This is a genomic window from Clostridium muellerianum (assembly GCF_012926525.1).
GTDB classification, from domain to species: Bacteria; Bacillota; Clostridia; order Clostridiales; family Clostridiaceae; genus Clostridium_AM; species Clostridium_AM muellerianum.
Genome location: NZ_JABBNI010000010.1, coordinates 86700 through 112543 on the forward strand (window position 1 = coordinate 86700; position 25844 = coordinate 112543).

The following is a 25844-nucleotide window of genomic DNA, read 5'->3' on the forward strand; positions in this document are numbered from 1 at the left end:
ATAGGGGGGATATATTATGGCAAAAAGACCTGGATCGTTAGTTCTTACATTTTCAAGAAAAAACATGGATATAAGAAGATTGCTTGAAAGTAAAAAAATTCATAATGAAAGTTTTATAGCCACTGATTATATTTGCGAGTCTATAAGGTTTTATGAAAAATATAAGGATTCTGTTGAGTTTAATAATTTAGAAACTGTAAAAAAATTAATAGATGATAGGTTAAAAGAATTTATTAAAACAAATAAAAATAGTACTGTAACATTTGGACTGGCAGAAAATGAAGGCGTTGCAGAAAAAAAATCAATTATAAATGAGATAGAGACCAACATAGATGCGTTAGAGAGTAATTTAGAAGATATTCCTATTGATGAGGATTAGAAAAGCTCGGGGTGATTCCCGAGCTTTTATTTATGGTATGGTTCTCCATTAATAATTCTATATCCTCTATATATTTGCTCTAATAAAATTACCCTCATAAGTTGATGAGGAAAAGTCATTTTGGAAAAACAAAGCTTAAAATCTGCTCTTGATAATACTTGTTTTGAAAGACCTAAAGAACCACCAATTATAAAAGATAGGTTGCTATTTCCATTAATAGCTGAATCTTTTATAAAGCTTGCTAATTGTTCAGAGGAAAGCATGGAACCTTTCAAATCTAGCGCTGTAACAAACATATTACTTTTTATATGTTTTAAAATGTTTAGCCCTTCCTTTTCTTTTATTTGAATTTCCTCTTTTTTAGAAGCGTTATCAGGTGTTTTTTCATCAGGTACTTCTATTATGTCTAGTTTACAATAGCGGCCTAAGCGTTTAGAATATTCATCTATAGCATCCTTTAAGTATTTTTCTTTAAGTTTTCCGACACATATTATAAATATATTCATGATAAAGTCTCCCTGTTATTAATATGTTAATATAAATCAAAAAGTTTTAAATAACAAGAAAAAATCCTTACACCAAAGTGTAAGGATTTAATTCACAATTAAGCGTTTTTTCCACAACAGTGCTTATATTTTTTTCCGCTTCCGCATGGACATGGATCATTTCTTCCTACTTTATTCTTATTTATTACAGTCTTAGAGTTAGCCCAGTCCTTGTGTATTTCTTTTCTCTTTTCTTTAGAGAATATAGATTCCCATTGAGGAAGAGTGTAAAGATAATCAGCTTTAGCATCTAACATATTGAAATATAATTTATCGAAGTCAATTTTTAATTCGATATTAGAATCTTCTTCTAAGCTCTTAAGATCGAAAGATTCAACAAGGCTATCATTTATACCATCTAGAAAACCCATGAAAAATACTGTTGAAGTTCCAAACTTATCGGATAAGTCCTTAATGCTTCCGCTTATAGTTTTATTATGTTCAGCTAAAACTTTTGTGTAAATACTTTTTTCAATAGCGCCATATTCTTTCCAGAAAGCAGCTTCACCTCTAGTTTTAACAAAATCTACAACCATATCTGTCCAACTTTTATACAAACTCATAGTTTTATTCTCCTTTTGAAAATATATTACTGACTTAAAAGTCGTACTACTTCAAATATTATAATAAAAAACACAATATTTTTCAATAATATTTTTACAGTACTTTTTTAATAATTTACTTTTTTTTAGCATTTAGTATAGTATTTTTTTCAAGTGGTTTTGATAGATCAAAATTATCTCCCCACAAATTAGTATCTTTATTATCTATTAAAATTTTAACTTTCTGTATTGAAGATATCTCACTTAAAGAAAATATAATACTCTTCAAACAAACTTCTTCCTTAGATGACTTCATAGATACATTTGCTTCTTTACTAAAGTTTACATAAGCAGTATTATCTTTAATTGAAAAGCTTAAAAGTTTGGTTTCTTTAGGCAAAACAAAATTCAAGTTACTTTTTACAGATGGTCCTTTTATGAGTTCATTAATAATAGCTTCACCTAATAACTCATCTTTTTTTATAACACGTTCTTCTTTAGATAGTTCAGTAGTATTGTTAGAAGATCCAAAATATACGTTTATATCTAGAGTATTTTCTTTTTCTTTTGATAAAGCAATTTGTTTTTCTTTATCTTTAGTATTTGCAATATCTTTATTTTTGCAGCCTGTTAAGCTTATTGTAGAAAATATAGTTATGGAGCATACGAATATACAAAAAGTTTTTTTCATATCCATCACCTTTTTATTAAAAGTCTATATAATTACTAGGCATATCCCTTTTGGCTACAGATACAGTTAAATCCTTATTTAGCTCAATTCCAGCTTCATTTAAGATATTTAATACTGTTTGATATGCCAGCTCAGGGTAATTATTTGTTTTGCTTAAATGGCCTAAAATAATTTTTTTAAATTTATTATTAGATATATTAATAATAGCTTTTCCGCAATCATCATTAGATAGATGTCCAATGTTACTTAAAATTCTTCTTTTCAAGTTGTAAGGATAAGGACCAAACTTTAACATTTGTACATCGTGATTGCTTTCTAATAGCACTACATCTGCATCTTGTAATGTTTTACATATTTCTGCAGAAAAAAATCCTAAATCAGTTGCTATACAAGCTTTTTTATTTTTACAGCTCAATGAATATCCAGAAGGAGCTGCAGCATCATGAGATATTTTATAACTAATTATGTCCATATCTTTGATACTTATGTAATTATTTTGCAATATCTTTATATTTGATTCTTTTATTTTACCAATAGTTTTTGACATAGAATCCCATGTAGGAGCATTAGCATATATAGGTATATTATACTTTCTAGATAATACACCTACACCTTTAGTATGATCTATATGTTCATGGGTAACAAATATACCATCAATATCAGCAGGATTTTCACCAATATGTTCAAGAGCTTTTTCTATGCTTTTTCCTGGAAGTCCTGCATCTACTAAAACCTTAGTGTTATTAGAGGATACAAATATGCTATTTCCACTGCTGCCACTATATAAAGGACAGAAAATCATAATAATTCTCCTATCTTAAATTAATACTATTATGAACAACTAACTCTTTTTATATTAGCGCCTAGAGCTTTGAATTTATCCTCAATATTTGGATATCCTCTGTCAATATGTTCAATGCTTAGGACTTCTGTAGTTCCATCAGCAATAAGTCCAGCAATAACCATAGCAGCACCTGCTCTTAGATCTGTTGCTTTAACAGTAGCACCTGTAAGTTTATCAACACCATCTATAATTGCAGTTCTGCCTTCTACTTTTATGCTTCCGCCCATTTTTTTAAGTTCATCCACATGTTTAAATCTACTTTCCCAAATACTTTCAGATATAATGCTTCTACCTTTAGAAACGGTTAATAATGCACTCATAGGTTGTTGTACATCTGTTGGAAATCCTGGATAAGGCTGAGTTTTTATATTTACGCCCTTAAGCTTACCATTGGATTTTACGGTAATACAATCACCATCTTCAATAATTTCACCACCCATTTCTATAAGTTTTGCTGAAATAGATTCTAAATGTTTTGGTATAACATTTTCTAGTCGCACTTCACCACCACAGGCAGCAGCAGCAATCATATAAGTACCAGCTTCTATTTGATCTGGTATTACGCTGTACGAACAACCCTGAAGTTCTTTTACACCAACAACTCTGATTACGTCAGTACCAGCACCTTTTATATTAGCTCCCATACTATTTAGGAAGTTTGCAACATCTACTATGTGAGGCTCTTTTGCTACATTTTCTAAAGTAGTTACACCTTCAGCAAGAGTTGCTGCAAGCATAACATTTATTGTAGCACCTACACTAACTACATCAAAAAATATGTTGGTACCTATTAATCTATCAGCTTCTACAACAACACAACCGTGTGTGATATCTACTTTAGCTCCTAAGGCTTCAAAACCTTTTATATGTTGGTCAATAGGCCTAACACCAATAGGACATCCTCCAGGTAGTTCTACTTTAGCTTTCTTAAATCTACCTAAAAGAGCACCTATAAGATAGTAAGAAGCTCTCATCTTTCTTACATCTTCAGTATCAGCATTTACATTATTTATAGTAGTACTATCTATCATAACTGAGTTTTTTCCTACTTCTATTTTACAGCCTAAGCTTTCAAGTATTCTTTCTAAACAATGAACATCTTCAATATTAGGTATATTATCTATATTACAAACACTTTTACTTGCTAGTATAGCAGCAGGAAGTATTGCTACAGCAGCGTTTTTAGCACCATTTATTTCTATAGAACCAAAAAGAGGGTTTCCTCCGTTAATTACCAATTTATCCATTCCCGCATCCATCCTTATCATATTAATAATAATTTATATTAAAAAAATCTTACATTCGTATTACTACACAAAGTTTATTATAACATAATTCTATAATATTTTAACACTAATTTTAAAAATGTGAATAGGATGTTTTATGTAATTTATTGAAAAAGGATAAAAAAGATTATATTATTAAGTGTAGATGCCATTATTTATAATGAAAAGTTATTTTGTTAGCATATTAAGTATGACATTTTATAGGACTTTGACAAAAACTAGTTTTATGTTTTTTATTTTAGGTTAATATCAAAGCCACATTTTGTAAAGTTTATTATGAAAATGATCATATGATATAATAATAGTTAGAACTTCTATTTAATATATTTTATTAAGATTAACTTGGGGGATTGAAAAAGTATGAAGTATTATTTAGTAGCCTTATTTAATAAAGAATCGTATTCTTCTATCGAGGAAATACAAAGAAGTATATGTAGAAAGTACAAGTTATATAGAAATATTCCTGCTTTACACATAACTTTAGAAGTTGTAGGAGATCCAGATATGGAAAAGTTAAGCAAGATAGTTGGAGACATACTAAAGCCTTATAAAAAGTTTAAAGTAGAAATAAATGGAGATGTATGTTTTGAACATCCATATAAATCTATTAATTTAAAAATAGAAAATAAGGGATATATTATTAGACTTGCGAGAAAGATAAATGAAAGCTTAAAATTACATGGATTTGATGTTAGGGAGAATATAGATAATTTAGGCTTACATATATCATTAGCTAATGTTAATTTTGCCTCAAGGCAGTGGAGCAGTAAAGAGTATGCAGCATCCTGTGAAAGCAATAAAAAACAAAATTTTTATAAGATGGGTGTAATAGATAGAATTGAACTTTGGAAACCTATAAATAATAAGAAAGATATAGTAGTAAAAACTTTTGAATTGAGAGAATTTTAGAAATAAAAAACTTACACAAATGCTATAGCAAGTGTAAGTTTTTTATTTCTTTTATTTACAAGTGAAAAAGTTTACATAAAATTATTGACATATAAACTTGAATAATATAAAATCAAATAAACCGATTAACTAAACCGGTTAAGTAAAAAGAGGTGATTATTAAATGCAAAATGTTTGTATTTTAGGAAGTATAAATATGGACCTAGTTTTAAGAGTAGATAGGATGGTAAAGTCAGGAGAAACTATTCTGTCAAAAAGTTTTCAAAGGATATCAGGCGGAAAAGGAGCTAACCAAGCAGTAGCAGCAAGAAGGTTAGGTGCTAATGTATGTATGGTAGCTAGTGTTGGAAATGATGAAAACGGTTTAGAATTAGTGAAAGTTTTAAAAAAGGATAATATAGATGTAAGTAATGTAAATTATAGTGATACTAATCCTACAGGCATGGCTATTATAACAGTGGATGACCTCGGAAATAACTCTATTATAGTAGTTCCAGGAGCTAACATGGAGATAAATCCAAGTTATATTGAAAATTTAAAGCAAGTTATAGTAAGTTCTAAAATATTGGTAGCCCAATTTGAAACACCAGTAGAAGCTACGATACAAGCTTTTAAAATAGCAAGAGAAAATGGAGTAGTTACAGTTTTAAATCCTGCACCAGCAAAGAATATACCAGAAGAATTATTAGAACTTACAGATATCATAGCACCAAATGAAACGGAAGCTTTTGAGCTTACTAGCATAGAAGTAAAGGATGAAGAAAGTATAAGAAAAGCTTCAAACAAATTTTTAGAAAAGGGTGTAAAATTTGTAATAATAACATTAGGAGAAAAAGGTGCTGCTATAGTAGATAAAGATAAATTAAGTATTGTGCCTGCTTATAAAGTAAAGGCCATAGACACTACAGCTGCAGGAGATAGTTTCATAGGAGCTTTAATAAGTAAGTTAGTAAATAGTGATATAGTAGATTTTAATTCTATTGAAAATTCTATAAAATTTGCGAATAAAGTTTCATCTATCGTAGTACAAAGAGCAGGAGCGCAACCTTCACTTCCTTATTTGGAAGAGGTAAAAGAAGTGTATGGGGAGGAATAGAAAATGAAAAAAATTGGCATGCTAAATTCTAATATTTCAAGTGTTATAGCACAAATGGGGCATACGGAAACTTTGGCTATTGGAGATTGTGGATTACCTATTCCAAAAGAAACAGAAAGAATAGATATAGCACTTATAAAGGATGTACCTACTTTTATACAAACACTAAAAGTAGTATTACAAGAACTACAAATTGAAGAGGTTGAAATAGCTAAGGAAACAGTAGACGTTAGTCCTAAATTATATGAAGAAATAAAAAGTGAAATTGGAGATACAAAAATAACATTTATTACTCATGAAGAGCTTAAAATTAAGTTAAAGGAGTGCAAGGCGGTTATAAGGACAGGAGAACAGACTCCTTATGCAAATATAATTTTAAAATCAGGGGTTATATTCTAATAAAGTATTAGGAGGATAAAGTATGGAAAGTAAAAAGCCTATTTTGGAAATGGTGGGTATATCTAAATCATTTCCAGGAGTAAAGGCATTACAGGATGTGCATATAAAAGCTTACGGTGGAAAAGTACTGGCCTTACTTGGAGAAAATGGAGCTGGAAAGTCCACATTAATGAAAATAGTAAGTGGTGTATATAAAAAAGATGAAGGAAAGATCATTGTAGATGGTGACGAAATAGAGATACAGGGAATAAAACATGCCGAAAGCTTAGGGATAACTATCATACATCAAGAACTTAGTGTTCTTCCTAATTTAACAGTAGCTCAAAATATATTTTTAGGTAATGAAAAGTTTAGTAGTGGTACTAGAAAAATAAATAAAGCTTGGATGAAAGAAAAAAGTAAATATTTCTTAGATCAAATTGGATGCAACATAAATCCTAATACACTAGTTAAAGATATAAATCTTGGAGAAATGCAAATGATCGAAATTGCAAAGGCATTAACTAAAAATTCTAGTGTTATTATTATGGATGAGCCTACTACAGCGCTAACGGATGTGGAAACTCAAAAGTTATTTGAAGTAATTAGAAAGCTAAAAGAAAAGGGAATAGCAATTATATATATATCTCATAGAATGGATGAAATATTCCAAATTTGTGATTCCATAACAGTGTTAAGAGATGGTAAGTATATAGGTTCTGTTGAAACTAAAGATGTAACTAAAGACGATTTAATTACCATGATGGTAGGAAGAAAACTTGAAGAACAGTTTCCTTATAAAGAAGTAGAGAAAGAGAATGTTTTACTTAAAGTTGAAAACCTATCCATGAAGGATAAAGTAAAGAATGTAAGTTTTGAGATTAGATCAGGAGAAATATTAGGGGTTTCAGGTCTCATGGGAGCAGGAAGAACTGAGCTTGCCAAAACTATATTTGGAGATTATAAGAAGGGTTCAGGAGAAATATATGTAGATGGTGAAAAAGTAAATATTAATTCACCTAAAGATGCTATTAAATATGGTATATGTTACTTATCAGAGGATAGAAAACAAGAAGGTCTTATTTTAAATATGTCTGTAGCTCAGAATATGACACTTCCTAATCTGACTAGTTATGAAAACAAAATGAAGAGAATAGATAAAAAGTCAGAAAAAAAGGAAGTAGAAGAGTATATTAAGAAGCTATCCATAAAGACACCTAGTCAGGAACAACTAGTTAAAAATCTTAGTGGGGGAAATCAACAAAAAGTGATTTTAGCTAAATGGCTAATGCGTTCACCTAAAGTATTAATAGTTGATGAACCTACAAAGGGTATAGATGTAGGTGCAAAAAAAGAAATTTATGAAGTACTAAATAAGCTAAAAAGTATGGGCAAAGCTGTTATAATGATTTCTTCTGATATGGCAGAAATATTAGGAGTTAGTGATAGAGTAATGGTAATGCATGAAGGAAAAGTAACAGGAGAATTGAAGAGAGAGGAAGCAACTCAAGAAAGTATAATGAAGTATGCTATTGGAGTTTAAAGTATTAATTAGATACAGGAGGAGAGGGAAAAATGGAAAGAGATATTAAAAGTTTGCTGTTTAAATACAAATCTTTAATAGGATTATTAATATTATGTATAGTTATATCAGTTCTAACGCCTAGATTTTTAACTATTCCAAATATATTAAATGTATTTACTCAGGTTTCAGTTAATGCAATTATAGCTGTAGGTATGTGTTTTGTAATATTAACAGGTGGAATAGATTTATCAGTTGGATCTACTCTTGCAATAGCAGGTGCTATTGCGGCAACTTTAGCACAAAAAAATGTTAATATAGTTTTGATTTTAGTTTTAACTGTAATAATTGGAGGATTAATTGGATTAATTAATGGAATAATAGTTGCAAAAGGAAAAATTCAAGCTTTTATAGTAACACTTGCTACTATGACAATATTTAGAGGAGTAACTTATGTTTATACAAACGGAACTCCAATATCTGGACTTGGATCAAGTTTTACTTTTATTGGTAATGGAACTGTATTTGGAATACCTTTGCCAGTTGTTATAATAGTAATTGTAGCAGTATTAGCTTGGTATGTATTGACACAAACTAGATATGGTAGATATGTATATGCTGTTGGTGGAAATGAAGATTCATCAAGGTTATCAGGTATAAATACAGATAAGATTAAAGCATTAGTTTATGTTTTGTCTGGAGCAGCAGCAGCACTAAGTGCTATTGTAGTAACCAGCAGAATTGGTTCTGCATCACCTAATGCAGGAAGTGGTTTTGAATTAGATGCCATTGCAGCAGTTGTACTGGGAGGAACTAGTCTTTCAGGTGGAGAAGGTTCCCTTACTGGAACAATAATAGGTGCAATGATAATAGGAGTATTGAATAATGGTTTGAATTTAATGAATGTATCTCCTTTTTATCAATCAATAGTAAAAGGACTTGTTATATTGCTAGCAGTTATGCTTGATAAGAAAAACAAATAAAAAAATATTTATATATAAAAACAAGGGAGGAATATTAATTATGAAAAGAACACGTTTAAAAATGATGTCACTAATGTTAACAGGTGTGCTTGCAATTGCAGGCCTCACAGGATGTGGAAAAAGCAGTCAACAACAATCGTCTGATCAAGGTGGTAAAAAGAAAATAGGAATGGTAATATCAACTTTAAACAACCCATTCTTTGTTACAATGAAAGATGGAGCAACTAAAAAGGCAAAAGAATTAGGATATGACTTAGTAGTTGTTGATTCTCAAAATGATGCAACAAAAGAAAGATCAAATGTAGATGATCTTATACAACAAGGTGTTTCAGCATTAATTATCAATGCTACAGATAGTGATGCAGTTGGAAACTCAATTAAGGCAGCAAATGATAAAAAAATACCAGTTTTAACTGTAGACAGAAAAGCTAATAGTGGAACAGTTGTTACACACATAGCCTCGGATAATGTTAAAGGTGGAAAGATGGCAGCAGAATTCATATTACAACAATTAGGTGGAAAAGCAAATATAGTTGAACTTCAAGGAGTTCCAGGAGCATCAGCTACAAGAGATAGAGGTAAGGGATTCCATGAAGGTGTTGATGGAAAAGCTAATGTCAAAGTAGTTGCAAGTCAAGCAGCAGATTTCGATAGACAAAAGGGATTGAATGTAATGCAAAACATAATGCAGTCTACACCACAGTTCGATGCTGTTTTTGCTCATAATGATGAGATGGCATTAGGTGCAGTTAAAGCATTACAAGGAAAAAAAGTTATAATTGTAGGATTTGATGGTACTGATGATGCTAAAAAGGCAGTTGCAAGTGGCGAAATGACAGCTACAGTTGCACAACAACCGGATTTAATGGGAAGCTTAGCTGTTGAAAATGCAGTAAAGGTTATAAAGGGTGAAACTGTTGCAAAAGAAATACCTGTAGATTTAAAACTTATAAAAAAATAGTATACTAAAACTAAAAATCCAGGATGTAAGTCCTGGATTTTATCAACTAATGTTTGTTAAATAAAATACAATTGTGATCAGATACAAATTTGATTTCAGAAGGGGTAATTATGAAGAAAGTTACAATGTTAGACATTGCTAACAAAGCAGGAGTATCTAAGGCAACAGTCTCTATGGTTTTAAATAAAAGGGACGGAAATATAAGTGAAGAAACAAAAAGTAAGGTAATGGCACTAGCTAAGGAGATGAATTACATTCCTAATCATTTAGCAAGGAGTTTAAGCACAAAAAAGACTAATACTATAGGAATAGTTTTGCCGGATATAACAAATCCATTTTTTGCATCTATTGCAAGAGCTATAGAGGATGGTGCAAGCTATTTAGGATACAATGTTATTTTTTGTAATACAGATAACGAGATAAAAAAAGAAGAGAAGTATATAAAGGTTCTTATAAGTAAATTGGTCGATGGAGTTATTTTTATAGCAGGAGGAGAAAGTTGTACTAGCATTAAAATGTTAAGAAATAATAATGTACCTTTTGTACTTGTAGATAGATATATAGATAGTTATAAAGAAGATTATGGAGTATATTGCTTAAACAAGAGCGGAGTTATTCAGGGAATAGATTATTTATATGATAAAGGAAAAAGAAATATAGCATTTGTAAAAGGTCCTGATACATTGGAAATTTCAAATCAGAGATTACAAGGATATAAATGTGCTATGAGTCAATATGGTATATATAATGAAAATCTTATTTTTAAAGGATCTTTCAATATAGAAGGTGGAATGGATTCTACAAAAATACTATTAGAAAGTAAAGAAAAAATAGATGCCATATTTTATAGTAATGACTTAATGGCCTTAGGAGGAATAAAGGTGTTGCTAAGAAATGGAATTAGGATACCTCAGGATATAAGTATTATTGGTTTTGATAATATACACATATCACAATTTATTGAACCAGAATTAACGACAATAGCTCAACCTATTTATGAGATGGGGAAGGAATCTTGTAAGCTTCTTATAGATATAATAAATAATAAAAGAAGACTAAGTAAGCAAGTTTATTTTGAAACTCAGCTAATAGTAAGAAGTACAACTTTATAATAAAAACCTACATATAAAAATATGTAGGTTTTTTTATTAGATATCTAATAGATTTTTCTTGTAGTTAGAATATAAGTCTCTTAATTCTTTGATTTTTTCGTCAAGCTCTATTTGAAGGTTTGAAACTTCATTATAGTTATTTGAATCTGTAGCAACTTTTATTCTTGTAAATAAGCTTTGTTTTGAGTATGAATCTTTCATTAAATAATATCTTAATTCATTTATTTTCATCCAATTAGCTACATCAAGATCTAAAGCTTTATCTATGGAGTGAAGAGGTCTGCAAGCTCTTATTTCATCTGAGTAATTTGATATAATTCTATTATTTATTTCAACAATCCATCTCTTAGTAGTACCAAGTACAAAGCTGTTTATAAGTTTTTCATTTAATACATTACCTTGCATAAGAACTGCTTTCTTATCTGGATATTTGTTAAATGCAGTAAGATTTTCATATACTGTAGCAGGTGCTTTTCCGAAGAATTGTTCTCTTTCTTCATCAGTAAAGTCTTCAAATACATCTTCTTCACTTCTATAAGCTCTTCCTGATTCTAAATAATCAGTAGTATCTTTTGGTTTCTTTGAAAGTTCTGCTAAAAGATCATCTTCATTTTTTTCAGCAGTCACTGCATACTTAATACCATCTAACATGGTCATATAAAGTGCAGACACAGCTAAGTAAGTGTTTGTATGTGGGTTTGGAGCTCTAAGCTCAAACCTTGTACCTAAAGGGTTCTGTAGGTCTCTTATAACGCCTATAAGTACAGTTCTATTTCTAGAAGGAATTTCTACAGAATTACCTATAGAAGTTACTATACAAATTGGAGCTTCAAATCCAGGTTTTAATCTTCTTAAAGAGTCATTAGTAGAAGATACAAATGGGTTTACTACTTCATAGTTTTTAAGTATTCCCATTATAGAAGCATATCCAAAAGTACTTAAGAAATGTTTTTTTGGTGATGAGAATAGGTTAATTCTTTTTCCATTTTTAAGTTTTAAAGCTATTCCAATATGAGTATGTTCACCACTACCTGCTACACCATCTATAGGTTTAGCAAGAAATGTAACATCTAATCCATTTTTCCTAAAAGTTTCTTTAACTAAACTTTTAACTAGAAGCTCATTATCTGCAGCCTGCACTGCAGTGGAATATTTCCAATCTATTTCAAGTTGCTCCATTATGTGAGTAAGTTTTCCGGATTCATCTATTTTTGCTTTTACTCCACCAACTTCTTTGTGGCCCATCTCAGGTTCTAAACCATATGCATCCATAACAAGTAAGGATTCTTCAAGAGATGTTCTTACAACTCCTTTTGTTCTAGTCCAATATTGTTCTTGTAATACTTGTGAGGTAGAAAGTTCTTCAACTTCAGCTATATCGTTAGGAGTTTTAACCCAAAATTCTAATTCTGTAGCACAAGTAGCAACTAGATCTTCTATGTCATCATATTTTATTTCAAAAGGTGTTAGTGAGTTTGGATACTTTTTAAATAAGTCTAAAAGAGTTGATTTGAAGTATTCTATAGAGTGTTTTAAAATGTGCCTAGAATCTACAGCAACATTTTCATGATATAAGAAACAAGGAATTCTTAAAGTTCCAATAGGTTTATTAGTTTCAAAGTCTATATGCTCATAGTTATATTCAACATACCAGTTTACATCAATATCTGCAAGCATATCTACTTTAGCATTGTTTAAGCTTGCTATTCCAGGGAGAACAACGGATGAGCCATCAGTTTGTATTGCTCCCTTTAAGAAGGTATCTATATCTTCTAAGAAGACTTTCATAGGTATCTTTTCGTCAGTATCATTTCCTGATAAGTCTATGCCTATAAGAGACACAAATTTTATTTCAGGATGAGAAGTTAAAATTGCTTTTAGTTCTTTTTCTGAATGATTTTCTTTTGAAATGGTGTAGATTAAATCTTTTATCATATAATTTCCTCCTAAAAATAAAAAAAGAGTTTTTTTTTACTCTTTTACTCTGTGATTTAAGAAAATGATATTAATAATGCCGTTACGTAAATTTTTTTATATTCAAAATTTTATAATTAATATTCACATATGTCAATAGCAAAAATGAAAGTTCATAAAAAAAAAATTGCACTAAACAATTAAAATGTTTTGTTTTGGAAAAAACATTGCAATATTTTTTATTACAATTTCAGTTTTACATTATTGAGAGTGAAAATTATAAAAACAGTGTATATTTATGCATTAAATTTTAGCTATATAAATTTTTATGCATTATAGTTTTAGGTATACCTAATTTTTAAAATTTTAACGTTTCTTAATTATATAGTATAAATTTTAAAAAAAAATTGTGCCACTTGCCCTTATTTTATGCTAACGTATAGTGTTACCAATTTGTATAGTTTAATTCTATATTATATAATTAAGCATATATAACTAACTATAATGAAGGTGGTAGAGTGAAAGTGGAACATAGACCAATAGGTTTTTTTGATTCTGGAGTTGGCGGGATTAGTGTATTAAGGGAAGCAGTGAAATTATTACCTGGGGAAGATTTTGTTTATTTTGGAGATTCTAATAATGCGCCATATGGCATAAAAACTGTAGATGAAGCTAATAAATTGACTTTTGAAGCAGTAGACTTTTTGATAAGTAAAAATGTTAAAGCAATAGTAATTGCCTGCAATACAGCAACTAGTGCAGCTATAATAAATTTGAGAAAGAAATACAGTAGTATGATGCCAGTAATAGGTATAGAACCGGCGTTAAAGCCTGCAGTAGAGTTAAAAAGGGAAGGCCAAATAATTATAATGGCGACTCCTATGACTTTGGCAGAAAGTAAATTTAATAATTTAATGAAAAAATATGAAAATCAAGCAAAGATCTATCCTATGCCATGTCCAGGGCTTGTAGAATTAATAGAGAAAGGTATACTAGAAGGAGAAGAAATAGAAGGATATTTAAGAAGTAAAATGGAACCATTAAAAAAGCAGGGAGTAGCTGCTATAGTTCTTGGATGCACTCATTATCCTTTCATAAAAAAGGTTTTGTGTAAATTACTTAATAATGAAGTGCCAATTATAGATGGAAGTTTAGGAACTGTAAAGCAGTTAAAAAGAGAACTTATTAAATACAATATAGCTAGTGAAAGAAAAGAAGGAGGAAAAGTGGACATATATAACTCTTTGAATAATGATGAAATTATAAAGTTAAGTTATGATTTATTAAAGTAATATTAATAGTTTTTAAATAAACTTCTTTATATGAATAATATTTATTTATTATGATATAATTCAAATAGATAATATATATGAAAAAACGAAGGGAGATTGCTGAATATGAATCCATCAGTTACAATTAAAATAAAAAATGGGGGAGTAATTAAGGCCGAATTATATCCAGAAATTGCACCCAATACTGTAAATAATTTTATAAGTCTTATAAAGAAAGGTTTTTACAATGGACTAATATTTCATAGGGTTATTCCTGGATTTATGATACAAGGAGGATGCCCTTTAGGAAATGGAACTGGAGGCCCAGAATATTCTATAAAAGGTGAATTTTCCAATAATGGTTTTAAAAATGATTTGAAACACACAGTTGGAGTACTATCTATGGCTAGGTCTATGCATCCTGATTCAGCAGGAAGCCAATTTTTCTTAATGACAAGTGATGCTCCACATTTGGATGGTCAATATGCTGCATTTGGAAAGGTTACTGAAGGAATGGATGTAGCACAGGAAATAGTAAATACAAAAAGGGACTTTAGGGATAAACCTTATGAGGATCAGGTTATTGAAGAAATGACTGTAGAAACTTATGGAGAAGAATACTCAGAACCAGAAAAACTTTAAGTAATATTATAGCGTTTAATACAACGAGTGTTTAAATCATGAAAAACATAGCACATAAAAGCGGGGGTATAGTATGAGTAGAGTAGGAGAAAAAATAAAAAGCATAAGAAATGATATAGGAATGAGTCAGAAGCAATTATCTAAAAAATTAGGGGTAAGTGAAAGCTTTGTTAATGAAGTTGAAAATGGAAGAAAGATAATTAATCAGAATTTAATAGATAAAATTTCTAAAGTGTTAGGAAAAGATATAAATGATATTACTATGTCTTTTGAAGAACAGGTATATGAAGAAGAAAAAAATAAAAAATATTCTATAGAACCTAAGAAGGAAAAAGTAAAAGATGTATGGAATGAAGCATTTGGGTCAGTATTGAAAAACGTTCCTATATATGAATATAATTTACAGAAGGCTATAGCTTTTAAACAATTACCTTTAATAAATAATAAGATAGATGGATATTCTCAAGACAAGGTATTTTATTTACAAATAGAAGATGATGATATGCTAGGCTTCAGAATATCAAAAGGAGATTTAGCTTTTGCACATAGTACACATGAAATTGAAAACAATAGTATATGTTTAGTAGAACATGGCAGTGAAAGAGTCATAAGACAAATAAAGAAATTAGATAACAGCAAAGTTTTACTTATTAGTAATAAAGGAAGCTTTAGAACTGAAACTGTAGAAATAAAAGAAATTAACATAATAGCTAAATTAGATAGAGTTGAAATAAAACTTTAAAAACTGAACTGCATTAAAGGTGCAGTTCAGTTTTCTCACTTACACACCTCTTAAATCAAATTTTGGAACAAAATCTTTAGATGAGGTACCTTGTTCTTGAATAAATGCATTTTTTATACCTAAACTTAAACAGTACTCTATCATGCTGTTATAATGTTCAGGACTTAAAGGCTTATTAAGTTCTGGAAATTTAGCTACCTTATGCATAGGAACATATTGATTCATTAAGCTTAAGAAAACCAAATCACCAAAAGTGCTATATATATAGTCTATAATTTTTTTTGAATCAAATAAAAGTCCAGGCAGCATCAGGTGTCGTATAATAACCCCTTTTTCTATTAAGCCCTGGTTGTTAAATTTTACTTCACCTACTTGAGAAAACATTTCTTCAACAGCCTTGGAAGCATAGGTGAAATAATTTGGAGCATTTGAATATTTTTCTGAATATTTATTGTTGAAGTATTTGATATCTGGAAGATATACATCAATATATCCATTCAATGATTTTATTGTTTCTACGTTTTCATAACCACTAGTATTGAATAAGATAGGAATATTAAGCCCTGCTTTTTTAGCTATTTTTAAAGCTTCTATTATTTGGGGAACATAATGAGTTGGAGTAACTAAATTTATATTATGAGCTCCTCTTTCTTGCTGTTCTAAAAAGATTTCACTTAATCTTTTTATAGATACTTCTTTACCTATGCTTTCAGAGCTTATTTCATGATTTTGACAAAATATACATCTTAAATTACAATTTGAAAAAAATATAGTACCAGATCCGTTTTGTCCTGATATGCAAGGTTCTTCCCAATTATGTAAGGATACTCTTGCGATTTTTACATTTTCCCCTGATTTGCAATAACCTAACTCCCCTTTTAATCTATTTATGTTGCAATTTCTGGGACATAATTTGCAACTTTTAAGAACTTCTAACATTTTAACACCTCTATATTAAAGTAAAAAATAATGACTATGAAAAATATTATACTTTATAATTTGTAATATGTGTATAGTTAATGCAGAGATCTACCTTTATTTTCAAAATAAAAGTATAAACATTGAAGAGCAAATATAAAGCTTATCACTGCAAAAGCGGGATATAAAATAGATATAAGTTTTGAAAATCCAATTTGTGATATAGGTATTGATATAATGATTATTAAAATAATAGCTTTTTTGTAAGAGATGTTAAATAACTCTTGAAGGTTTCTACTTACGCTATAAATGTTAGAGACCTCTGTAGAAAACATTTCCAGCCAAATTATGCATAGCAGCATGAACTGAATTACATTTCCAAACCTGTTAGCTATATATAACAATGGAATCTCATATTTAAAAATGTAAGGTACATTTAAAATTAATAGAGCATTAATTAAAAATGATAATACGGTAAGACCTATGGAACCCAAAGTAATACCACATATTAAAACTTTTTTGTTTTTTATTTCAGTACTTAGTGGAACTAATACTCCAGAGCAGCATAAAATATTGAAGCCACCATATATAAGTGAAGATAAAAGCCAACTATGTTTATAAGCAGAAATATTTTTTAAATAAGAAGCATTGATGTCCTTATAAAAAGATACATATAAAATAAATATTGTTACTATGACAATAATTAAAGAAGGTACTATAAATGAGTTTATTTCAATTAGTCCTTTAGTACCTCTAAAAAGAACAAGAATTGATATTACTATCATTATTATTATTCCTACCCATTTAGATATAGAAAAATATTGATGCAGCAATGAACCACTGCCAGCTAAAATTACAGCTGAAGTACTTATAAGAAATATGGTTGTAAGTAAGTTTGTAACTTGTCCTAAAAGACCTGGGCTAACTAAGGATATAAGTCCATCGTAGGAAGTTAGGTTATATTTAAGACTTAAATTTATAACTATACAGCTCATCATTATGTAAATGAAACAACATATTAAAATACCAATAAAGCTTTTATAACCATAGGATGTAAAGAACTGGCTTATTTCTTGCCCAGAAGCTAGACCTGCACCAACAATAGTGCCTATAAAAACAGCACTTATTTGTAACACTAAAAGTAAATTTTTCATAAATTATTTAAATCCTCCTTCCAATTATTAAAGGGTTACTAAAGAAATATTATCTTATGTAAATGAAAAATCTAACTATAATAGTATATAAGTAAATTTTAAAAATAATGATTTATAAATTAAATTCTTATTTTAAGGAGAAACTAAAAATGAACCAATATCTTATAAGAGGCGAGGAGGAGAAAAAATGATAAAAAAATGTATAAAGAATATTGGTAAGGTTTTAATAGTAATTATGCTTGTAGTTATTTCAAGTTCGTCAATTGGTTGTATGAAGAATAAAAAAACAGAAAAAACAGAGAGTAATAGTAATTTTGATATAAAAGCAGCAGGCAATGTTACAGACACTTATATGAAATATTTAATAAAAGATGATTTGGAAAATAGTAAAAAACTTTATTCTAAAGATCTTTTAAAAAGTTCTTTGCCACAGGAAAATAAAAATTTGAAAATATTAGGGTACAACATATCCGAAATTAATGAAGTAGGTAAATCTGGATTATTTAAAGTTAGGGTATCAAGATCGGATTTAAATAATAGTTTTGCTTCTTTAGATGAATACTCTATAAAGATATCAAAAGAAGATAATGACTATAAAATCAAAGAAACAAATAATACAGTGCAAAAAGAAGTATTTGCGGAAGGTGGTCAAATAAGATCAAAAAATAAAAATAATGTAAATACAAGTTTGGTTGTAGATATGGATGGTCTTCCTACTTACGCATTTCCTAGAGATGATAAAAGTAATACAGATAAGATAAAAGTACCTAAAAGCAAGTTTGGAATGGTAAATTTGGGGTATAGTGGAGAAAGTTTAGCTGTATCAACTTATGATAAAGACGTTTTTATTGGACTTATAAAAATAGATGAGAGCTTGGAAGTGCAGGGTGGAGAGAATAAGGATCAAGGTGAAAAAGGCGATGGTGCTGGAAAAACAAATGAAGGAGGTGGCACTACTAAGGGAAGAGAAAAGCCTGTAGGAAAGGAAATTACATCAATTGACATATTAAAAGATTGTAAGGTTGAAGTTATAAACTTTTCTCCATCAGAAAAGTTTATAACAGTGCAATATGTAAAACCATCATCAGGTAAGTGTATAAGAGTTTATAAAGTAGATGGTGGAGATATAATACCTTTTAAATTTGAAGAAAAGTATCCATTAGATAAAGTAAATGTAATTTTTTCTTCATATGATAAGGAAAATTTAAATTTTGATGTTATGCCTAAAACAGAAGGAGACAAATCAGCTTCAAATGTAATAGGTAAATGGCAATTGAGTTTAAAAGATTTTAAAGCAAAGAAAATGTGATATAATTAAATAAAAAACAGTTATGGAGAAAAATATGCAGTGGGCAGATAAAAGATATAATAGTTTAAATTATTTTTTAAGGAATAAATTTAATTGCAAGGTGTTTAAAATATCAATAGATGCAGGTTTTTCCTGTCCCAATAGAGATGGAAAAGTAAGTACTGGTGGATGTGTATTTTGTAGTGAAAGAGGTTCTGGAGATTTTGCTGGAAATAGATGTTTTTCTATAAAACATCAATTTGAAGATATAAAGCAAGTTATGAGCAAAAAATGGAAGAATGGAAAGTATATAGCTTATTTTCAGGCTTATACTAATACATATGCACCTATAGAAGTATTAAGAGAAAAGTATAATGAAGCAATAAATGAAGAAGATGTAGTAGGATTAGCTATAGCTACAAGACCTGATTGTCTTAATGAGGAAGTTTTAGAACTTTTGGAAGAGTTTAATAAAAAAATTTATACCTGGGTGGAATTGGGACTTCAGACTTCTAATGAAAATACTGCGGCAAAAATAAATAGAGGATATAAACTTAATGTATTTGAGGATGCTGTTAGAAATTTGCGAAAAAGAAATATTGATGTGGTAACTCATATTATATTTGGTTTGCCAGGAGAAACCAAAAAAGATATGTTAGAAACAGTGAATTATGTGAGTTCAAAAGATATACAAGGTGTTAAATATCACCTTTTGCATCTTATGAAAAATACACCTCTTGTAGATTTTTACGATAGGGGTGAACTTAGGTTTTTAGAATATGAAGAATATATAGATATAATATGTTCTGCTATAGCTAGTACACGGCCTAATATAGTTATTCATAGACTTACAGGTGATGCACCAAGAGATTTGATTATAGGCCCTATGTGGAGTTTAAAAAAATGGGAAGTATTAAATGCTATAGATAAAACGTTAGAGGAAAGAGAAATATATCAAGGGTGCCAATGTTGAATTAAAAATAGAAATAATAAAGTTCAATAAACCATTGAAGTGCAATAAAGAGCATTAAATTCTTATGTATAAGATTTAATGCTCTTTAATTATGTTTTAAATTTTAACGTTGTTTTGGTTCAAATATGAGTGACTTATTTAATTTAGAGGAATTATATGTATTAATATAGAAATTATATAATACATGGTAAATATTTATATAATAAGGGAGTTGTATTTAATGAACAAAAAAGTTTTAAGTTTCATTTTTGTGGTTATGTGCACTTTTATATTTATGAGTGGAGTTGTTAAGGCAGATGAACTGAAGGTAGAAGGATTATATGGAAGTGACAGGTATGAAACTTGTTGTAAAATCGCAGATCAGGGGTGGAAAAGTTCAGATTATGCAGTAATAGTTAATGGTGCATTAATACGTAATGATAACTTATGTGCCACAGTTTTAGCTAAAAAATATAATGCACCAATTCTTTTATCAAGTGAGTCAGGTATAGATTCAAGGGTAGAAAGTGAACTTAAAAAGTTAAAGGTTAAAAAAGTATTTATAATAGGAAGTTCAGTAAGTTCTTCAATAGAGAGTCAATTACATAATATAAATATAACAGCAAAGAGAATTAATGGAATGGATATGTTTCAAAATTCTGTAGAGATAGCAAATGAGATAGGAACTAGTAATGGAGTAATACTAGTTAATTGTGCAGCTACAGATGATATAGGCACATTAGCACCTATAGCTGCAAAATTACAAATGCCAGTATTACTTATGGGAAGTGATTATGCATCATCTCAAGTAGAAAAGTTTATATCAGGTAAAAATGTTCCTGTAGCATATGTAGTAGGTGAAAAAGATTTGTTTAGCGATGCTGTAATTAGCAAATTTTCTAATGTTAAACGAATAGAGCTATCTAGTATTAATGGTAATCATCAGATGGATATATTAAAAGCTTTTTCAGACAAAGTTAATTTTGATAATATTTTTTATGTTTATGAACATAATTTTTTAGATATACTATCAAGTTCAGCTCTTGCAGCTTTGAATGGTAATCCTGTAGTATTGGAATATCCAAAGTCAGAGCATAACTTTGATTGTGTTAATCTTATATGCTCTAAGAATGTAAAAAAGGTGAATATAATTGGATTAAATGATGATTTAACGGATATATCAAGTGAGTCTAAGGCATTAAGTATAATAAAGTCAAAAGTAAAGAATGATGGAGATTATGGAATCTCGAATATAAAATATATTGAAGTAAATGAAGGAATATATTACTATAGCATTGAGTTATATGATAAGGAAAATCAATCATTAAAGTATAATTTTCTAGTAAATACTAATACAAAAAGTGCGTATAAAATAGAAGCGAAAACTAATAAGATAGTTCCATTAGATAATATGTAAATAAGATTATAAATATAATAAAAAAGATAAATTTATCTTTTTAAATCATTGATTTTTTTACCTACATGATATAGTTTAAATTGTGTGGGTAATTTTTTTATTAATTAAAGAAAATAAAAGTTAATGGGGGAATTTAAATGAAAATTGATTTAATAATTTCTGCAGATGATATAAAAAAGGACAAAGTGCAGGAAAAGTCTGTAGTGGTTATAGACATGCTTAGGGCAACTTCAGTAATAACAACAGCAATGAATAATGGATGTTTGAGTGTGGTACCTGTTCTTACTATAGAAGAAGCTTTAAAAATAAGTAGTACAAATAGAGATAAATATATACTTGGTGGAGAAAGAAAAGCACTTAAAATAAAAGGTTTTGATTGTGCTAATTCTCCTTTAGAATATAAAGAAGATTTAGTTGAAAATAAAACTTTAGTTATGACTACGAGTAATGGGACAAGAGCTATTAAAGGAAGTATAGGGGCTAAAAATATTTTGATAGGGTCATTAATAAATGCTAAAGCAGTAGCAAATAAGCTTTTAGAATTGGATAATGATGTCCAGATAGTAAATGCAGGAACTTATGGACAGTTTTCCATAGATGATTTTATATGTTCAGGATATATTATAGATTGTTTATTAAAAAATGCAACAAATGTAGAACTTACAGATATAGCAAAAACTTCTCACTATATTTATACTGAAAACCAGGATATAATGAGTTTCATACACTATGCTAGTCATTATAAAAGAATTAAAGAATTGAAGTTAGAAGAAGATTTAAAATATTGTTGTACTAAAGATATAATAGATATTGTACCAGAATATAGAGATGGAATTATAAAGGTTTATGATAAATTGTACAAAGAGAAAACTATAGTTTAAGAGAGGCTACTGTTTCACACGATGAGCATATTGCGACGCAACTAGATATTAAAGTACAGTGGTAGTTTTGATTTTAACTGTTACTACGTGATATATAATAAGTGTTTCATCACTGCTAAATGTTTTTAATTATTCTAAGCTCAAAGTTTATGAAAACCTAAGAATTTTGCCAAACTCAGTTTCCTCAAACAAGGCTAAAGTTCTAAGGCTTTAATGAACTTCTTGCTAAGAATAATAAAAAAACAATTTAGCTAATGTGATGAAACACTTATTATATATCTCTACATAAAAGTTAAAATCAAAACTAGTAACTCCAGTTGTACAGCTTAACGTTTCTTCGGTTACTTGTGCCGCATTATTTTTATACAACCTGGAATATATAAAATTTTAAATAATAAGATTCATCTGAATTCCAAAGAATAGGATGATCGGAGGCTTGAGTTCTAAATTCAACTTGTCTTAACATTCTTCTTGCATCTTTTGCAGCATCAGAAATTGTCTTTTTAAAAAGCTCTGGATCCATAAAATGAGAGCAGGAACAAGTAATAAGGAATCCCCCTGATTTCACCATTTTAATTCCTCTTAAGTTAATTTCTTTATATCCTCTAACAGCACTTTTTATAGTTGATCTAGATTTTGTAAAAGCGGGAGGATCAAGAATTACTACATCATATTTTCTGCCTTCGGCTGCCCATTCGTGGAGAACATCAAAAGCATTGTGACATTCAAATTTAACTGTATCAGATAATCCATTAAGTTCAGCATTCTTACGAGCGTCATCTATTGCAAGTTGTGATATGTCAATTCCGAGTACACTTTTAGCACCAGCAATACCTGCATTTAGTGCAAATGATCCAGTATGAGTAAAACAATCTAAAACATCTGCATCTTTACATATTTTATGTATAGCATGTCGGTTTTCTTTTTGATCTAAAAAGAAACCTGTTTTTTGTCCATTTTCGATATCAACATGATATTTAACACCATTTTCAACAATCTCAAATGTAGTATCAAAAGGTTCTGTTAGGAAGCCTTTTGTTTGTTCCATGCCTTCAAGTCCGCGAACCTTTGCATCACTTCTTTCATAAACACCTTTTGCACCAAAGTCTTCTTTAAGTATTTCAACTACAATAGATTTGTATTTGTCAATTCCAAGAGCTAATGATTGAATAACATAATAATCTTCATATTTATCTATTATAAGGCCGGGTATAAAATCAGCTTCACCAAATAAAAATCTGCAGCTTGAAGTATCTATAACCTTTTTTCTATACTCCCAAGCATTATGAAGTCTTTTTCTGAAAAATTCCTTATCTATTTCTTCATTTATATCCCTAGTCATAATTCTTATTGTAATTTTTGATACATCATTTATATAACCTTTACCTATAAAATGTTCCTTAAAATTGTACACTTCTACAATATCACCATTTTCATAAGTACCATCGTAGCCTTCTATTTCTGTAGTATATATCCATGGGTGTCCATTTTCAGCTTTTCTACCCATGCCTTTATATAAATAAAATTTACAAGACATTAATATTTACCTCCCTGATTTTGTTCATTATGTAGTATACCACAACTGAAAAATTAATAATATACAAAAATGTAACTAAAAATCTTTTGACATAATGTATATGTATAAATTAAACTATTTCTATATGTTTAAATACGAAAGATTTGAGGAGATGAAAAATGAGTATATTAACAGTTAAAAATTTAAGTCATGGTTTTGGAGACAGAGCCATATTTGAAGATGTCTCATTTAGATTATTAAAGGGAGAGCATGTAGGACTTATAGGAGCTAATGGAGAAGGTAAGTCAACGTTTATGAATATAGTAACAGGAAAACTCATGCCAGATGACGGTAAAATCGAGTGGTCTAATAGAGTTAGAGTTGGATATATGGATCAACATGCGCAATTACAAAAGGGACAAACTATAAGAGATGTACTGAAACAAGCATTCGATTATCTTTTTGATCTTGAAAAGGAAATGATAGAAATAACAGATAAAATGGCAGAAGCATCACCAGAGGAATTGGAAAAACTTTTAGATCAAATGGGTACTATCCAGGACCTACTTGATAATAACGGTTTTTATGTTATAGATGTAAAAGTTGAAGAGGTTGCAGGAGGACTTGGACTTAGGGATGTAGGATTAGATAAGGATGTATCAGATTTAAGTGGAGGACAAAGAACAAAAGTGTTACTTGCTAAGTTACTGCTTGAAAATCCAGATATATTACTTTTAGATGAGCCTACTAACTATTTAGATGAACAACATATAGAATGGTTAAAAATATATTTAAAAAATTATGAAAATGCTTTTATTCTTATATCACATGATATTCCTTTTTTAAATAGTGTTATAAATTTAATATATCATATGGAAAATAGGCAGCTTACAAGATATGTAGGGGATTATGACAATTTTATGAGAGTTCATGAGGCTAATAAAAAACAGTTGGAAGCAGCCTATGAAAGACAGCAAAAGGAGATAGCTAGACTTGAGGATTTTGTGGCTAGAAATAAGGCAAGGGTAGCCACTACTGGTATGGCTAGGGCAAGGCAGAAGCAGTTAGATAAAATAGATAGAATAGAAATTGCTAAAGAAAAAGTAAAACCTGAGTTTAACTTTAAAGTAGCTAGAGCTTCTGGAAAGGTTATATTTGAAACTACGGATTTAGTAATAGGATATGATACGCCTCTTTCAAAGCCTTTAAATTTAAGGATGGAAAGAGGAGATAAAATTGCTTTAGTGGGGGCTAATGGTTTAGGAAAGAGTACTTTATTAAAAAGTTTATTAGGTCAAATAAAGCCTTTATCAGGTAAAGCTCAATTAGGAGATTATCAATATATAGGATATTTTGAACAGGAGAGTAAAGAAGCAAATTATAATACTTGTATAGAAGAATTATGGAGGGAATTTCCTTCATTTAGTCAATATGAAGTAAGAGCAGCTTTAGCTAAATGTGGTCTTACTACTAAGCATATAGAGAGTAAAATATTAGTTTTAAGTGGAGGAGAACAAGCCAAAGTAAGATTGTGCAAAATGATAAATAGAGAAACTAATATATTAATATTAGACGAACCCACAAATCACTTAGATGTAGATGCAAAAGATGAATTAAAAAGAGCACTGAAAGAATATAAAGGAAGTATTCTCTTAGTATGCCATGAACCAGATTTTTATAAAGATGTAGTTACTGATGTTTGGAATTGTGAAGAATGGACAACTAAAATTGTTTAATAACAAACAATATTTACTATAGCATTGCAAATGAACTTAATATTAAGAGTGGAAAGCAATAATATTGTTATTAGTATTATTGCTTTTTTGTATTCAATTTGCTGAAGTTATATTTATGATATAATTTAAGAGAAAATTGCTAAATATAGCATGAAGATTATTGAT

At 29.3% G+C, this 25844-nt stretch carries 25 protein-coding genes; 16 read left to right on the forward strand and 9 right to left on the reverse strand.

Going from position 1 to position 25844, the window contains the following annotated elements; genetic code table 11:
- The first annotated feature begins 16 nt into the window (after positions 1-16).
- Positions 17-379: a hypothetical protein gene (locus HBE96_RS05330; protein WP_169296723.1), complete on the forward strand. Its 363-nt coding sequence runs from the start codon at positions 17-19 to the stop codon at positions 377-379.
- 26 nt (positions 380-405) lie between these two features.
- On the opposite strand, the gene rlmH is transcribed toward HBE96_RS05330, so the two are convergent.
- The 5 genes from rlmH to HBE96_RS05355 form a co-directional block, all read right to left on the reverse strand.
- Positions 406-885 carry a 23S rRNA (pseudouridine(1915)-N(3))-methyltransferase RlmH gene (rlmH, locus tag HBE96_RS05335; RefSeq protein ID WP_169296724.1) on the reverse strand — a complete coding sequence of 160 codons (480 nt, stop codon included), beginning with the start codon at positions 883-885 and terminating at the stop codon, positions 406-408.
- Positions 886-983: 98 nt separating this feature from the next.
- Complete coding sequence (locus HBE96_RS05340; protein ID WP_169296725.1) at positions 984-1487, reverse strand: SEC-C metal-binding domain-containing protein; 504 nt, start codon at positions 1485-1487, stop codon at positions 984-986.
- A 115-nt stretch (positions 1488-1602) separates the two neighbouring features.
- Positions 1603-2157, reverse strand: coding sequence for a GerMN domain-containing protein (locus tag HBE96_RS05345; RefSeq protein ID WP_169296726.1), 555 nt, complete (start codon positions 2155-2157; stop codon positions 1603-1605).
- A gap of 16 nt (positions 2158-2173) precedes the next feature.
- On the reverse strand, positions 2174-2959 hold the full coding sequence (locus HBE96_RS05350) for an MBL fold metallo-hydrolase (RefSeq protein ID WP_169296727.1): 786 nt from the start codon (positions 2957-2959) through the stop codon (positions 2174-2176).
- A gap of 29 nt (positions 2960-2988) precedes the next feature.
- Positions 2989-4248, reverse strand: a complete 1260-nt coding sequence (locus HBE96_RS05355) for a UDP-N-acetylglucosamine 1-carboxyvinyltransferase (protein ID WP_169296728.1) — start codon at positions 4246-4248, stop codon at positions 2989-2991.
- A gap of 399 nt (positions 4249-4647) precedes the next feature.
- Between HBE96_RS05355 and HBE96_RS05360 the strand changes: the two genes are divergently transcribed.
- From HBE96_RS05360 to HBE96_RS05390, 7 genes are all read left to right on the forward strand, one after another.
- Complete coding sequence (locus tag HBE96_RS05360) at positions 4648-5196, forward strand: 2'-5' RNA ligase family protein (RefSeq protein WP_169296729.1); 549 nt, start codon at positions 4648-4650, stop codon at positions 5194-5196.
- A gap of 163 nt (positions 5197-5359) precedes the next feature.
- Complete coding sequence (rbsK, locus tag HBE96_RS05365) at positions 5360-6292, forward strand: ribokinase (RefSeq protein WP_169296730.1); 933 nt, start codon at positions 5360-5362, stop codon at positions 6290-6292.
- 3 nt (positions 6293-6295) lie between these two features.
- Entirely contained in the window at positions 6296-6691 is a 396-nt protein-coding gene (gene rbsD / locus HBE96_RS05370; protein ID WP_169296731.1) for a D-ribose pyranase, read from the forward strand.
- Positions 6692-6713: 22 nt separating this feature from the next.
- Positions 6714-8213, forward strand: coding sequence for a sugar ABC transporter ATP-binding protein (locus tag HBE96_RS05375; RefSeq protein ID WP_169296732.1), 1500 nt, complete (start codon positions 6714-6716; stop codon positions 8211-8213).
- Positions 8214-8245: 32 nt separating this feature from the next.
- Positions 8246-9175 carry an ABC transporter permease subunit gene (locus tag HBE96_RS05380; protein WP_169296733.1) on the forward strand — a complete coding sequence of 310 codons (930 nt, stop codon included), beginning with the start codon at positions 8246-8248 and terminating at the stop codon, positions 9173-9175.
- Between the two features lie 40 nt (positions 9176-9215).
- Positions 9216-10136, forward strand: coding sequence for a ribose ABC transporter substrate-binding protein RbsB (rbsB, locus tag HBE96_RS05385; RefSeq protein ID WP_169296734.1), 921 nt, complete (start codon positions 9216-9218; stop codon positions 10134-10136).
- A gap of 110 nt (positions 10137-10246) precedes the next feature.
- Entirely contained in the window at positions 10247-11248 is a 1002-nt protein-coding gene (locus tag HBE96_RS05390) for a LacI family DNA-binding transcriptional regulator (protein ID WP_169296735.1), read from the forward strand.
- 36 nt (positions 11249-11284) lie between these two features.
- On the opposite strand, the gene HBE96_RS05395 is transcribed toward HBE96_RS05390, so the two are convergent.
- Complete coding sequence (locus HBE96_RS05395; protein ID WP_169296736.1) at positions 11285-13183, reverse strand: type I glutamate--ammonia ligase; 1899 nt, start codon at positions 13181-13183, stop codon at positions 11285-11287.
- 497 nt (positions 13184-13680) lie between these two features.
- On the opposite strand from HBE96_RS05395, the gene murI reads away from it, so the two are divergent.
- The 3 genes from murI to HBE96_RS05410 all read left to right on the forward strand — a co-directional run bounded on the left by murI (position 13681) and on the right by HBE96_RS05410 (position 15817).
- Complete coding sequence (murI, locus tag HBE96_RS05400; RefSeq protein ID WP_169296737.1) at positions 13681-14454, forward strand: glutamate racemase; 774 nt, start codon at positions 13681-13683, stop codon at positions 14452-14454.
- Positions 14455-14559: 105 nt separating this feature from the next.
- The gene (locus HBE96_RS05405; RefSeq protein ID WP_169296738.1) at positions 14560-15075 is read left to right on the forward strand and encodes a peptidylprolyl isomerase; all 516 of its coding nucleotides are present in this window, start codon (positions 14560-14562) and stop codon (positions 15073-15075) included.
- Positions 15076-15148: 73 nt separating this feature from the next.
- Entirely contained in the window at positions 15149-15817 is a 669-nt protein-coding gene (locus tag HBE96_RS05410; RefSeq protein WP_169296739.1) for an XRE family transcriptional regulator, read from the forward strand.
- A gap of 39 nt (positions 15818-15856) precedes the next feature.
- Here HBE96_RS05410 and HBE96_RS05415 read toward each other — a convergent pair whose 3' ends face one another.
- Positions 15857-16756 carry a radical SAM protein gene (locus tag HBE96_RS05415; RefSeq protein WP_169296740.1) on the reverse strand — a complete coding sequence of 300 codons (900 nt, stop codon included), beginning with the start codon at positions 16754-16756 and terminating at the stop codon, positions 15857-15859.
- A 77-nt stretch (positions 16757-16833) separates the two neighbouring features.
- Complete coding sequence (locus HBE96_RS05420; protein WP_169296741.1) at positions 16834-17889, reverse strand: YkvI family membrane protein; 1056 nt, start codon at positions 17887-17889, stop codon at positions 16834-16836.
- Positions 17890-18076: 187 nt separating this feature from the next.
- On the opposite strand from HBE96_RS05420, the gene HBE96_RS05425 reads away from it, so the two are divergent.
- The 4 genes from HBE96_RS05425 (at position 18077) to HBE96_RS05440 (ending at position 22427) form a co-directional block, all read left to right on the forward strand.
- The gene (locus HBE96_RS05425) at positions 18077-19198 is read left to right on the forward strand and encodes a hypothetical protein (protein WP_169296742.1); all 1122 of its coding nucleotides are present in this window, start codon (positions 18077-18079) and stop codon (positions 19196-19198) included.
- A gap of 34 nt (positions 19199-19232) precedes the next feature.
- A complete protein-coding gene (gene mnmL / locus HBE96_RS05430) occupies positions 19233-20150 on the forward strand; it encodes a tRNA modification radical SAM protein MnmL/YtqA (RefSeq protein ID WP_169296778.1) in 918 nt (305 codons plus the stop codon).
- A 220-nt stretch (positions 20151-20370) separates the two neighbouring features.
- Positions 20371-21546 (forward strand): cell wall-binding repeat-containing protein, encoded by a 1176-nt coding sequence (locus HBE96_RS05435; protein ID WP_169296743.1) that lies wholly within the window; start codon positions 20371-20373, stop codon positions 21544-21546.
- A 137-nt stretch (positions 21547-21683) separates the two neighbouring features.
- Positions 21684-22427: a 2-phosphosulfolactate phosphatase family protein gene (locus HBE96_RS05440; protein WP_169296744.1), complete on the forward strand. Its 744-nt coding sequence runs from the start codon at positions 21684-21686 to the stop codon at positions 22425-22427.
- 361 nt (positions 22428-22788) lie between these two features.
- Here the strand turns inward: HBE96_RS05440 and HBE96_RS05445 are convergent, their stop codons facing one another.
- Positions 22789-23964, reverse strand: coding sequence for a class I SAM-dependent rRNA methyltransferase (locus HBE96_RS05445; protein WP_169296745.1), 1176 nt, complete (start codon positions 23962-23964; stop codon positions 22789-22791).
- A 158-nt stretch (positions 23965-24122) separates the two neighbouring features.
- On the opposite strand from HBE96_RS05445, the gene HBE96_RS05450 reads away from it, so the two are divergent.
- Positions 24123-25679, forward strand: coding sequence for an ABC-F family ATP-binding cassette domain-containing protein (locus HBE96_RS05450; RefSeq protein WP_169296746.1), 1557 nt, complete (start codon positions 24123-24125; stop codon positions 25677-25679).
- Positions 25680-25844: the final 165 nt, after the last annotated feature.